This is a genomic window from Terrisporobacter hibernicus (assembly GCF_020809405.1).
Lineage (GTDB): Bacteria > Bacillota > Clostridia > Peptostreptococcales > Peptostreptococcaceae > Terrisporobacter > Terrisporobacter petrolearius.
In genome coordinates this window covers 2,714,422-2,727,588 of record NZ_CP081135.1, presented here as the reverse complement: position 1 = coordinate 2,727,588, position 13,167 = coordinate 2,714,422, and the positions used below count along the sequence as shown (strand labels likewise).

At 29.9% G+C, this 13,167-nt stretch carries 10 protein-coding genes; 3 read left to right on the top strand and 7 right to left on the bottom strand.

The features are described 5' to 3' along the window. Nucleotides 1-14: 14 nt before the first annotated feature. From kdpC to JW646_RS13245, 3 genes are all read left to right on the top strand, one after another. Nucleotides 15-611 carry a potassium-transporting ATPase subunit KdpC gene (kdpC, locus tag JW646_RS13255; RefSeq protein ID WP_228415417.1) on the top strand — a complete coding sequence of 199 codons (597 nt, stop codon included), beginning with the start codon at nucleotides 15-17 and terminating at the stop codon, nucleotides 609-611. A 215-nt stretch (nucleotides 612-826) separates the two neighbouring features. Further along, a complete protein-coding gene (locus JW646_RS13250) occupies nucleotides 827-3,523 on the top strand; it encodes a sensor histidine kinase (protein WP_228415416.1) in 2,697 nt (898 codons plus the stop codon). Then, nucleotides 3,516-4,211 (top strand): response regulator, encoded by a 696-nt coding sequence (locus tag JW646_RS13245; RefSeq protein ID WP_074914878.1) that lies wholly within the window; start codon nucleotides 3,516-3,518, stop codon nucleotides 4,209-4,211. Before JW646_RS13250 ends, JW646_RS13245 begins: the two co-directional genes overlap by 8 nt. A 58-nt stretch (nucleotides 4,212-4,269) precedes the next feature. Here JW646_RS13245 and ppdK read toward each other — a convergent pair whose 3' ends face one another. From ppdK to recO, 7 genes are all read right to left on the bottom strand, one after another. After that, nucleotides 4,270-6,900 (bottom strand): pyruvate, phosphate dikinase, encoded by a 2,631-nt coding sequence (gene ppdK, locus JW646_RS13240; protein WP_148556117.1) that lies wholly within the window; start codon nucleotides 6,898-6,900, stop codon nucleotides 4,270-4,272. 49 nt (nucleotides 6,901-6,949) lie between these two features. Beyond that, complete coding sequence (locus tag JW646_RS13235; RefSeq protein WP_074914874.1) at nucleotides 6,950-7,789, bottom strand: pyruvate, water dikinase regulatory protein; 840 nt, start codon at nucleotides 7,787-7,789, stop codon at nucleotides 6,950-6,952. Nucleotides 7,790-7,799: 10 nt separating this feature from the next. Then, nucleotides 7,800-8,429, bottom strand: a complete 630-nt coding sequence (locus JW646_RS13230; RefSeq protein ID WP_074914871.1) for a helix-turn-helix transcriptional regulator — start codon at nucleotides 8,427-8,429, stop codon at nucleotides 7,800-7,802. 273 nt (nucleotides 8,430-8,702) lie between these two features. After that, nucleotides 8,703-10,769: a glycine--tRNA ligase subunit beta gene (glyS, locus tag JW646_RS13225; RefSeq protein ID WP_228415415.1), complete on the bottom strand. Its 2,067-nt coding sequence runs from the start codon at nucleotides 10,767-10,769 to the stop codon at nucleotides 8,703-8,705. Then, nucleotides 10,769-11,647, bottom strand: coding sequence for a glycine--tRNA ligase subunit alpha (glyQ, locus tag JW646_RS13220; protein WP_074914867.1), 879 nt, complete (start codon nucleotides 11,645-11,647; stop codon nucleotides 10,769-10,771). The genes glyS and glyQ overlap by 1 nt, the downstream gene beginning before the upstream one ends. A 142-nt stretch (nucleotides 11,648-11,789) precedes the next feature. Further along, nucleotides 11,790-12,392, bottom strand: a complete 603-nt coding sequence (locus JW646_RS13215) for a DUF4342 domain-containing protein (protein ID WP_074914865.1) — start codon at nucleotides 12,390-12,392, stop codon at nucleotides 11,790-11,792. Next, nucleotides 12,393-13,154 (bottom strand): DNA repair protein RecO, encoded by a 762-nt coding sequence (gene recO / locus JW646_RS13210; RefSeq protein WP_228415414.1) that lies wholly within the window; start codon nucleotides 13,152-13,154, stop codon nucleotides 12,393-12,395. Nucleotides 13,155-13,167 lie beyond the last annotated feature (13 nt).

Sequence of the window (13,167 nt, the reverse complement as noted above, 5' to 3'; positions counted from 1 at the left end):
AAGGAGGCATTAAAATGAAATCTATTTTTTGTAAAGGAGTATCATCCTTTATAATTTTCACCCTACTTTGTGGTGTTATATATACAGGGGCTATAACAGGTATTGCTCAAGCATTCTTTCCATCTAAGGCCAATGGCAGTATTATTGAAGTTGATGGAAAGCAGTATGGTTCACAATTAGTTGCTCAACAATATACAGATGAAAAACATATGTGGGGACGTATAATGAATATAGATACAAAAACATTTACTGACGAAAATGGTAATAAAGTATTGTACTCTACTCCATCTAATTTAAGCCCCTCTAGTGATAAATATGAAAAACTTGTAAAAGAAAGAGTTGATAAAATAAAATCATCTCATGAATATAATAAAAGTCAAGCAGTTCCTGTTGATTTAGTAACATGTTCTGGAAGTGGACTAGATCCTGAAATATCATTAGCCGCTGCCAAGTATCAAGTTAAAAGAATTGCTGATAATAATAATATGACTGAATCACAAGTTAATGATATTATAAATAAATGTACTAATAAGCCATTTTTAGGAGTACTTGGTGAAACTACAGTAAATGTACTAAAGGTAAATTTAATGATAGATGGTATACTTTCATAAATTTAAATAAAAAGCAAAGCTTTTAAATAAAATTGCTTTGCTTTTTATACTGTAAAATGTTCATCAATCATTTATATAAGTTTAATAAATTAAAATTTAACATTATTTTAATATGAATCTTTATATAATTTTAATACAATTATATAAAACTATAATACATTAATAACACGTATTCTGTTAAGATTATAGCATAATTACATTTTGAGGTATTTATTATGATAGATAGAAAAATTAATCCAGATAAAATATTAAAAAAAATAAACTATGAAGAGAGATCAAAAGGAAGAGGCCATCTTAAAATCTTTTTTGGATATGCTGCTGGTGTTGGTAAAACTTATGCCATGTTAAAAGCTGCCCATAAAGCAAAAGATTCTGGCATAGATGTAGTTGTTGGATATATTGAGCCTCATGCAAGACCTGAAACAAAAGAACTTTTAAAAGGCCTGGAGGTTATTCCAACACTTAATATAAAACATAAAAGCCTTAATTTGAATGAGTTCAACATTGATTTAGTCATAAAAAGAAATCCACAAGTTATATTGGTAGATGAATTAGCTCATACAAATGCTACTGGATGTCGCCATTTAAAAAGATATCAAGATATAAACGAACTCCTAAATTTAGGATTTGATGTTTATACTACTGTTAATGTTCAACACATAGAAAGCTTAAATGATATTGTATCTTCTATAACAAAGATTACAGTTCGTGAAAGAATACCCGACTATGTCTTCGATAATGCAGATCAAGTGGAACTTGTAGATATAGAACCAGAGGAGCTTATTGAAAGGTTGAACGAAGGCAAAATATATGCACCAATACAAGCAAGAAATGCATTAGTTAACTTTTTTAGCATTGAAAATCTAACTGCTTTAAGAGAAATTGCATTAAGAAGAAGTGCTGATAGAGTTAATAAAATTTCAGAAAAAGTAAAACAAAATGACGCTGCTAGTTATTTTACAGATGAGAAAATATTAGTTTGTCTATCTTCTTCTCCTACTAATAGTAAAATCATTAGGAGCGCAGCTAGAATGGCTTCTGCTTTTAGAGGAGAATTTATTGGCTTATTCGTTGAAACATCTGACTTTGATAATATGAAGGAAGAAGATAAAATTCGTTTAAGAAATAATATTCATTTAGCAGAACAACTAGGAGCTAAAATAGAAACAGTCACTGGAGATGATATAGCTCTGCAAATAGCTGAATTCGCAAGACTTGCAGGCATTTCCAAGGTAATACTTGGTAGAAGTAACAGCAGGAGAAAATACTTCTTTGGAAAATCACCTTTAACCGAAAGACTTACTTCTTATGCACCCAATTTAGATATTTATATTATTCCCGATTCAGCATCATTTAGCTATTCTTCAAATGCACAGATTAATATTAAGTCGACAATAACATTAAAGGATTTATTTATATCTTTGTGTGTTTTAATCTTAGCAACTATTATAAGTTTTGTATTTTTCTCTCTTGGTTTTAGTGAGTCTAATATTATAACTGTATATATTTTAGGTGTTTTAGTTACAGCAATACTTACAGAAAATACGTTACAAAGTATTATATCTGCATTTATAAGTGTCTTTGTATTTAATTTTTTCTTTACTGATCCGAGGTTTACTTTTAACTCTTATGATGCTGGCTATCCAGTAACCTTCGTTATTATGTTTATATCAGCATTTTTAACAGGATCTCTTGCTTCTAAGATAAAACGTCAAGCTAATCAATCTGCCTATATGGCTTATCGTACTAAGATTTTGCTTGAAACTAATCAGCTTTTACAACAAGAAAGTAAAAAAGAAGGAATTATTAAAGTTACAGCTATACAATTGGCAAAATTATTAAATAAAAATATTATATTTTATAATTCAGAAGATAATCAGTTATTAGATCCTATTATTTTTTCACCTGCCGAGTACGCTTGTGACACATCTAAGTTTATTACATCTAACGAAAAAGCTGTAGCTCAGTGGGTGTTTAAAAATAATAAACATGCAGGTGCAACTACAAACACACTAGGAAATTCTAAATGTTTGTATTTAGCAATAAGAGTTGGTAAAAGAGTTTATGGTGTAGTAGGTATTGCTTTAGAAAATGATTCTTTAGACTCTTTTGAAAATAATATTATGTTATCCATATTAGGCGAATGTGCTATTGCTTTAGAAAATAATTTTATAAGTAAGCAAAGAGAAGAAGCTGCCACTCTTGCAAAGAACGAGCAGTTAAGAGCTAATTTACTACGCTCTATTTCTCATGATTTACGAACTCCTCTAACTAGCATATTTGGCAACTCGGAAATGCTATTAAAAGACGAAAAAATTATTTCTAAGGAAAAAAGAGTTCAACTTTATTCTGATATTCATGAAGACTCTTTATGGCTAATTAATTTGGTAGAAAATTTACTTGCTGCTACTAAAATTGAAGATAATACAATGATTCTAAATATGAAGCCTGAACTTATGGAAGAAGTAATAAATGAAGCCCTTAGACATATTAAAAGAAAAAGCATAAATCACTTTGTAGAGGTTACTAGCTCACACGATATAATTTTTGCAAAAATGGATGCCAAATTAATAATACAAGTAATTATAAATATTGTAGATAATGCACTTAAATATACACCAGAAAACACCCATATTAATATTCATACACAAAAAAATGAAGATATGGTTTTAGTAGAAATTAGTGATGATGGTAATGGTCTGTCTGATAAAGATAAAGATAAAATCTTTGATATGTTTTACACTGTTAACAATCAAATTGTTGATAGTAAGCGTAGTTTAGGTTTAGGATTAGCTCTTTGTAAATCTATTATTTTAGCTCACGGAGGAGAAATAGATGTAAAAGACAACAAGCCTCACGGAACAATATTCTCATTTACATTACCATTGGAGGAGGTAAACTTACATGAATAAACCATTAATTTTAATAATAGAAGATGATAAAGCAGTTAAGAATTTAATATCAACTACTTTAGAAACACATAATTACAATTATCACACTGCTTCAAACGGTGAGTCTGCCATATTAGACGCAACTTCTAATAACCCTGATGTTATTTTTCTAGACTTAGGACTTCCTGATATAGATGGTATTGATATTATAAAAAAAATTCGATCCTGGTCTAATGTACCTATCATTGTAATAAGCGCAAGAAGTGAAGATAAAGATAAAATAGATGCTTTGGATGCAGGTGCAGATGACTTTATAACTAAACCATTCTCTATTGATGAACTTCTTGCAAGACTAAGAGTTACTTTGCGTAGATTAAATAACATGCAGTCTGCCACTACAGAAAGTTCAATTTTTAATAATGGTGATTTAAAAATTGACTATGCTAGTGGATGTGTTTATAAAAACAATGAAGAATTGCATCTAACGCCTATTGAGTATAAATTAATTTGTCTACTTGCTAGAAATGTTGGAAAAGTTTTGACTCATACTTATATGACAAAGGAAATTTGGGGAAGTTCTTGGGATAGTTATGTTTCTTCTTTAAGAGTTTATATGGCCACACTTCGAAAAAAAATTGAAACTGATACTTCTCATCCTCAGTATATTCAAACTCATGTAGGTGTTGGCTACAGGATGATAAAGATATAATAAAAAGGTCAAAGTGCTTACACTTTGACCTTTTTATTATATCTTATTATTTATGTTTCTATTTTGATTTTTTCTTAATAGTTGCTTGTGCAGCTGCAAGTCTAGCTATTGGAACTCTATATGGTGAACAAGATACATAGTTAAGTCCTGTCTCATAACAGAATTCTACTGATGTAGGATCTCCTCCATGCTCTCCACATATTCCAAGTTTAATATTATTACCTTTTTCTTCTCTTGCTAGTGTTGTTGCCATTTTCACTAATTTACCAACACCATTTTGGTCTAACACTTGGAATGGATCTTTTTCTAAGATTTCTTCATCCACATATTGACCTAAGAATTTTCCAGCGTCATCTCTAGAATACCCAAATGTCATTTGTGTTAAGTCATTTGTTCCAAATGAGAAGAAATCAGCTTCTCTTGCTATTTCATCAGCTATTAAACAAGCTCTCGGTATCTCTATCATTGTACCTACAGTATATTTTAAATCTACGTTGCTATCTTTTATAATTGCATTTGCTGTTTCAACTATAATATTTTTAACTACTTTAAATTCATTTAAAGCTCCAACAAGTGGTATCATTATTTCTGGTTCAACATTTAAACCTTCTTTATTAACTTCTATAGCAGCATTTATTATAGCTTTAGTTTGCATTACAGCTATTTCTGGATAAGTAACTGCTAGTCTACATCCTCTGTGGCCAAGCATAGGGTTAAATTCTGCTAAGTCCACTATTCTCTTTTTGATTTCACTAGCTTGAATATTCATATCCTTAGCTAATTGTTCTATTGTTTCATCATCATGTGGTAAGAATTCATGTAGTGGTGGATCCAATAGTCTTATATTAACCGGTCTGTCACCCATAACCTTGTATATATCAACAAAATCTTGTTGTTGCATAGGTAATAACTTATCTAATGCTTCAACTCTATCTTCAACAGTATTTGATAATATCATTTTTCTAACAGCAGGTATTCTATCTTCATCAAAGAACATATGCTCAGTTCTACAAAGTCCTATACCTTCTGCACCAAAATCAACAGCAGCTTTTGAGTCTCTTGGATTATCTGCATTAGTTCTAACCTTCATATCTCTAACTTCGTCAACCCAGTTCATTAATTTTTCAAAATTGCCTGTCATAGATACTTTTGTTTTAGCTACATCTCCTAAGTAAACAATACCTGTAGAACCATCTATAGATATGAAATCGCCTTCTCTTAGAACTAAGTTGTCTCTTCTTACTTCTTTGGCTATTTCATCAACTTTTATTTCTCCACAGCCAGCGACACAACATTTACCCATACCTCTAGCCACAACTGCAGCATGAGAAGTCATACCACCTCTTGCAGTAAGTATACCTTGAGAACAAACCATTCCTTCTATATCTTCTGGAGATGTTTCTTGTCTAACAAGTATTACTTTTTCTCCGTTTTTTGAAGCTTCTACAGCCTCTTCAGCAGTAAAGTAAATTTTACCACTTCCTGCCCCTGGTGATGCTGGTAACCCTTTAGCTAAAACTGTAGCTTCTTTTAATGCTTTATCTTCAAACTTTGGATGTAATAATTGATCTAATTGCTTAGGCTCAACTCTCATTATAGCTTCTTCTTTACTTATTAAACCTTCTTCAACTAAATCTACTGCAACATTTATAGCAGATGCAGCTGTTCTTTTACCATTTCTAGTTTGTAAGAAGAATAATCTTCCTTTTTCTATAGTAAACTCAACATCTTGCATATCTTTATAATGATTTTCTAATTTTTTAACAGTATCTATAAACTGTTTGTAAATCTCTGGCATTGCTTTTTCAAGTGTAGCTATAGGCTCTGGAGTTCTTATACCTGCAACAACATCTTCACCTTGTGCATTTATTAAGTATTCTCCTAATAACTTGTTTTCTCCTGTTCCAGGGTCTCTTGTGAAAGCAACTCCTGTACCAGAAGTATCTCCCATGTTACCAAATACCATTGATTGTATATTAACTGCAGTTCCCAAATCATTTGGAATATCATTTAATCTACGATATACTATAGCTCTTGGGTTATTCCAAGATCTAAATACAGCTTCTACTGCTAACATTAATTGTTTTTTAGGCTCTTGTGGAAAATCTTCTCCAACTTCTTTTTTATATATTGCTTTATAGTCTTCTACTACTGATTTTAAATGATCACATGTTAAGTCTGTGTCAAATTTAAAATTATTTTCTTCTTTGTAGTTATTTAGAACATTTTCAAATTTGTATTTTGGAACTTCCATAGCAACATCAGAGAACATTTGTATAAATCTTCTATAACTATCATATGCAAATCTATCGTTATCAGTTGCTATTGCCAATGCTTTAACTGTATTATCATTCAATCCAAGATTTAATATAGTATCCATCATACCTGGCATTGATATAACTGCACCTGAACGAACAGACACAAGAAGCGGGTTTTCTTCACTTCCTAATTGTTTGTTTAAATCTTTTTCTAGAGAAGATAACTTTTCTTCAATTTGGTTTATAATTTCTTGCTTTATTGTTTTGTTGTTTTCATAATAATCGATACATGACTCAGTTGTTATAGTAAACCCAGGAGGCACAGGAAGTCCTATTTTAGTCATTTCTGCTAAGTTAGCTCCTTTCCCTCCTAATAATGATTTCATTTCTTTACTTCCTTCATTAAAGCTATAAACGTATTTAACACTCATATCACGAATCCCCTTTGAAATATTTATTTATGCAAATCTTAAAAAGATTTTAATTAGCTGTGTGTATTTTTTTCTTTAAACCATTTTCTTTCATAATATCTATAATTAATCCAGCTGTTTCTTCTATTGCTTTATTGGCAACATTAATAACTGGACAAGATAGCTTCTTCATTACTTCTTCAGAGTAATCTAACTCTTCTAAAATTCTATCTAATTTAGCGTAATTTGCACTACTTGATAATCCAAGAGCTTTAAGTCTTGCTTGTCTTATCTCATTAAGTTTTTCTGGTGTGTTAGTAAGTCCTATTATTTTTTTAGGATTTATTTCATATATTTCTTTTGGTATTGGTATTTCTGGTACTAAAGGAATATTTGCTACTTTTATATTTCTATTTGCTAGGTACATACTAAGTGGAGTTTTTGACGTTCTTGATATACCAACTAGTACTAAATCTGCCTTTAATACTCCTCTTGGGTCTTTACCATCATCATACTTAACAGCAAATTCTATAGCCTCTATTCTTCTGAAGTATTCTTCATTCATTCTTCTGATTATACCAGGCTCTCTCTTTGGAGATGCTCCTATTTTTTCTGTTAATATATTTAATATTTGAGACATTAAGTCTACACAGTGTAAATTTTCTTTTGAACAGAAATTTTCAACAATATCGCCTAAATGTTCACTTACTAGAGTATAGACAACTATAGCATTTTCACTTTTAGCACTTTCTAAGATTTCAAGAAGAACTTCCTTGCTAGACACATAAGGAAATCTTCTTATATCGTAAGTTTCTTCTTTTATATCAAACTGCGATATGGCTGCCTTAGCAACTTGTTGTGCAGTCTCCCCTATTGAATCGGATATTGCATATAATATAAAACTCTCCATATTCTCCTCCTTAATTGTCTACAATCTCTAAAAATAATTTTGTAATGTTTGTTTTTGATATTTTTCCTATTACCTTGATTTTATCATCTATATTTTCAACTACTGGAATAGAATCTATTTCATGCTCTATTATTTTTTTAGCTACTAAGATAACACTGTCTTCTTTTTCTACTGTAATAATATTAGGAGTTCTAGTCATTATCATTCCTATAGGCATTTTATTCATATCTGCACCACCTATAGTTGCCTTTAATAAATCTTTTCTCGATACTATACCGCATAAACCTTCATCATCATCTATGATAAAAATACTTCCCACATCTGATAAAAACATATTTACTATTACTTCATATAAACTATCATCTTTTTTTGCTATTACAGGAATACTCATGATATCTTCAACCTTTTTATTTTTCATGTCGTTTCCTACTAAGTTAAGTTTATTTATTCCCGAATAAAAGTAACCTACTTTTGGTCTAGCATCTAATATTCCCGTCATTGTTAGGATTGCTAAATCTGATCTTAACGTAGCACGAGTAACATTTAATATAGAAGCAATTTGCTCACTTGTTATAGGTTCATCTTCTTTTACTATTTCTATTATCTTTTGTTGTCTTTGATTTAGTTGAATGACAATCACCTTCTTTCAATATGCTATACTTTATCTCCGTTACACCTTATATAGTATATTATATATCCATATATGCTATTGTGTAAATAGATTTTTTCATTATTTATGATATATTTTTAATTATTTTCATCATGTATGTACTTAGTTTTTACTGTACCATTAATATTAATACACACTATATCAATTTATACATAGTATTTGTGTTACACTAAATATCCTAAGCAAAAAATGCCTTCCTTTATTTTGGATTCAAAAGGAAGGCCAGTATTTTTATATAATTGTTTATTTATAAACTATCTTAGATAAATCACAAATAGTAAGCATTGTGCTGTAAATTTGTTTTAATAATCCAAGTCTATTTTCTTTTATTGCTTCATCTTTGTCCATTATCATTACATTGTCAAATAAATTATCAACTAATGGTCTTAGTATAGCGAAAGCATCTAAAGCTTCATTATATTTTTTATCTGCCAACAAAGCCTCCACATTTGATTTTATTTCATTAAATCCATTATTTAATTTAATTTCTGCATCTTCTTTTAATAGTTCTTCTTTAACTATATCAGTAGTTGCCTTCTCTGCTAAAGTAGAAACTCTGTTGAAAGCAGTTAACATTTCAACTAGTTCGTCTTTTTGAAGCCATCTATTTAGTTCAAGAGCTCTTGTATGTATATCTGATATATCATCTAAATTACTATTTAATACTGCATCTATGACATCATATCTTATTCCTAAATCTTTGAATAGATTTTTAACTCTTTCAACAAAGAATTCAACTATTTGAGAAGCTACTTCTTCTTTATTAAATTCTAAGCTAGAATAGTTATCTAGTGCTGCATTTATTAAATTATTTAAGTTAACAGATAATTTTTTATCTAATAATATAGAAAGTATTCCTAAGGCTTGACGTCTTAGAGCATAAGGGTCTTGAGATCCTGATGGCTTAATTCCTATAGCAAAAAATCCTGCTATTGAATCTAGTTTGTCAGCTATAGATAAAGCTATACCTGCATTAGTTTTTGGTAATATATCACCTGCAAATCTTGGTAGATAATGCTCAAATATACCTTGGCATACTTCTTCATTTTCTCCACTTACTTTTGCATAATCCCTACCCATTATACCTTGAAGTTCAGTAAACTCGAATACCATATTAGTTACAAGGTCAGCTTTACAAAGTTTAGCTGCTCTTGAAGTATTTTGGGCACTCTCAGTCATATTTAATTCATCAAGTATAACTTTAGATAATTTTTCTATTCTTAATGTTTTATCATAAACTGTACCAAGTTTAGCTTGGAATACTACTGTATGTAATTTATCAACAAAACTTTCTAAAGACTTTTTAGTATCTTCATTGTAGAAGAATAAAGCATCTGCAAGTCTAGCTCTAAGAACTTTCTCATTCCCAGCTTTAACTAAATCTATTCTATTAGAATCACCATTTCTAACAGCTATAAAGTTTGGTAATAATTTTCCATCTTTTAATACTGGGAAGTATCTTTGATGTTCTTTCATTGGTGTAGTTACAACTTCTTTTGGTAACTTAACATATTCTTCGTCAAACTCACCATAAAAAGCTGTTGGATATTCTACTAAGAATGTTATTTCTTCTAGTAAATCATCATCTAATTCAACTTCTCCACCTAAAGAATTAGCTACTTCTATAGCTTGTTCTTTTATCATTTCTTTTCTTTTATGTTGATCTAATACCACAAAGTTCTTTTCTAATTTTTCAAAATAATCTTCTATTGAATTTACTTCAAATTCTTTTTCTCCTAAGAATCTATGACCTTTAGTAATATTAGAAGATTTTATACCCTCTAGGTTTACCTCTAGTACTTCATTATTTAATAATGTAACCATCCATCTTATTGGTCTAGCAAATCTCATGTTTTTACCACCCCAACGCATTGCTTTAGGGAAAGTTACATTTTTAATAGCTTCAGGAATTATATTTTTTAACACTTCTTTAGTATCTTTTCCTTCTTGCTTAATTGTACTAAATAAGTATTCAGCATTTCCTACTTGCTTAAAGTATACATTTTCTGGGTCTAAACCTTTACTTCTCATAAACCCAAGAGCAGGTTTTGTAAAGTTTCCTTCATCATCTACTGCTATTTTTTTAGCAGGCCCTTTAACTTCTTCCTCTAAGTCACTTGCTTTATCAGCTAAGTCAACTATAACAAAAGTTAATCTTCTTGGAGTTGCATACTTTTCTATTTTGTTAAAACTTACTCTTTCATCTTTAAGTAACTTACTTAAATTATTTTCTATTTGATCTAATGTAGTTTGTCCAAATCTTGATGGTAATTCTTCTACCCCAATCTCTAATAAAAGGTAATTATTCATTATTTGTCACCTTCCTTTAATAGTGGATATCCCATTTCTTCTCTTTGCTTAACATAAAGTTCAGCTACAGCTTTTGCCATGTTTCTAACTCTACCTATAAATGATGCTCTTTGACTTACACCTATAGCTCCTCTAGCATCTAATGTATTAAAAGTATGAGAACATTTTAACACATAGTCATATGCTGGTACTACAAGCCCTCTTTCTATTATTCTTAATGCTTCTTTTTCATATATATCAAATAAGTTAAATAACATATCTGCATCGCACTCATCAAATGAATATGTACTATTTTCAAATTCAGCTTTTTTAAACACGTCACCATAAGTTATACTATCGTTCCACTTTAAATCATAAACACTGTCAACGTCTTGTATATACATGGCAAGTCTTTCTAATCCATATGTTATTTCTCCAGTTTCTAACTCACACTCTATTCCTCCAACTTGTTGGAAGTATGTGAATTGAGTAACTTCCATACCATCTAACCAGACTTCCCATCCAAGCCCCCAAGCACCAACAGTAGTTGATTCCCAGTTATCTTCAACAAATCTTATATCATGTTCTAATGGATTAATTCCTATAGCTTCTAAACTTTTTAAGTATAGTTCTTGTATGTTTTCTGGAGATGGCTTTAGAATAACTTGGAATTGGTGATGTTGATATAATCTATTAGGATTTTCTCCATATCTACCATCTGCAGGTCTTCTTGATGGTTCTACATAACAAACACTCCATGGTTCTGGACCTAATGATCTTAAGATAGTGTTTGGATTCATTGTTCCTGCACCTTTTTCCACGTCATAAGGTTGCATCATGATACATCCTTGCTTAGACCAGTAACTTTGAAGTGCTAGTATCATATCTTGAAAATTCATATTAATACCTCCTAAATTTAATTTCTTAACTATTTATAGCAATAAGGCCTTCCGTATCCACGAAAGGCCTTTTAATACTTCGTTTATATTTGTAAGAATAACAAAACATAAAAAATTTGTCAATAAACTAGCTCATTATTTGTTATTCTTCATCCTTTTTTTCTCTGTAGTCGTTTTTATTAAGATCAATTATAACTTCGTCATTATCACATTCATTTTTATCTTCTGTGTTTTTATTTTTCTTATCAACAGCTTGTTTTACATCTTTAGCAGCTGAACTTACCATATCTTTAATAATATTCAATTTTTCTTCGCTAAATTCGCCTAAATCAACTGTTGTGCCTTCATCTTCATTTTCAATTTTTATTCTATATTTTGCAAGTACTGATGCTGATAAACCTATTAATGATAATATCGGTGCAAATACTACTCCAACAACTCCTACAGTAATAGGTATATTCATTATTATTTTTCCATTTTTTTCAATAACTATACGTATAACGCTACTTTTTCTTAAAAGTTCTGTTACTTCTTCTTTTATTTTATCTGAGTCTTTTCCAAATACATCTTCAAATGATTTTTTATCTTTATCCTCTTGTGAACCTGTAGAATTGTCTTGTAGTAAAATTATAGCATCAACCACATCTCCATCACATTTTTCAAGAGCCTCTTTTACTTGAGAATAAGTTACTCCTGGCACTCTTTCCATCACCTGATCAATGGCTTCAATAGTTATTTTACTCATTTATTCCACTCCCTTTTTATTTAGACTTTTTAAAACATTCAATGATTTTTCGTTTATACTTCCTAAATATTCGTTCATGTAAATTTTTAAAATCTTATTTAGCTCATTTATTAGATATTTAGATACTTTAGCTTTTGAACATATAAGCATATCATTTTTTAATATATAGTCCATTAGATTTGCTGTAGTTATATTCATCCTTAAGTTATGTTGGAAATTATCACTACACCTTTCACATAATATTCCACCTTCATATATATTAAATGCAGGATTTTTAAAATTATTATTGTTACAACTTACACATTTATTAACAATAGGCTTAAATCCTACATAATCTAAAAATTTAAGTTCAAAGCATAAGCTCACGTATTCCATATCTATATTTTCTTCACAAAATAAGTAAAGAGTTTGAGCCAGCGATATAAACAGTCTGTTATTAGATTGATTATCAACAACAAAATTGTCTAATAATTTTAGTATATGCGTTGCATAAGAAAAAGCCTCAAAATTATAAGATAAGTTATAAAAACTTTTTATAATTTCACTTTGGGTTACTCTATACATATTTCCTTCTTTTTTTAATGTAAAGTTAGAATATGCAAATATTTGCGAAGAGGACAATAAAGAACTTTTACTTTTCTTTGCGCCTCTAGCTATTGCAGCTATCTTTCCCAGCTTTCTAGTATATATAGTTAATATTAAATCATTCTCTTTATATGTGACTGATTTAAGCACTATACCCTGGGTGTTTAATATTACCATTACTTATCTCCCT

Coding starts and splice junctions, on each gene's coding strand:
- kdpC (WP_228415417.1), top strand. CDS start 15: ATGAAATCTATTTTTTGTAAAGGAGTATCATCCTTTATAATTTTCACC.
- JW646_RS13250 (WP_228415416.1), top strand. CDS start 827: ATGATAGATAGAAAAATTAATCCAGATAAAATATTAAAAAAAATAAAC.
- JW646_RS13245 (WP_074914878.1), top strand. CDS start 3,516: ATGAATAAACCATTAATTTTAATAATAGAAGATGATAAAGCAGTTAAG.
- ppdK (WP_148556117.1), bottom strand. CDS start 6,900: ATGAGTGTTAAATACGTTTATAGCTTTAATGAAGGAAGTAAAGAAATG.
- JW646_RS13235 (WP_074914874.1), bottom strand. CDS start 7,789: ATGGAGAGTTTTATATTATATGCAATATCCGATTCAATAGGGGAGACT.
- glyS (WP_228415415.1), bottom strand. CDS start 10,769: ATGAATAATTACCTTTTATTAGAGATTGGGGTAGAAGAATTACCATCA.
- glyQ (WP_074914867.1), bottom strand. CDS start 11,647: ATGAATTTTCAAGATATGATACTAGCACTTCAAAGTTACTGGTCTAAG.
- JW646_RS13215 (WP_074914865.1), bottom strand. CDS start 12,392: ATGAGTAAAATAACTATTGAAGCCATTGATCAGGTGATGGAAAGAGTG.
- recO (WP_228415414.1), bottom strand. CDS start 13,154: ATGGTAATATTAAACACCCAGGGTATAGTGCTTAAATCAGTCACATAT.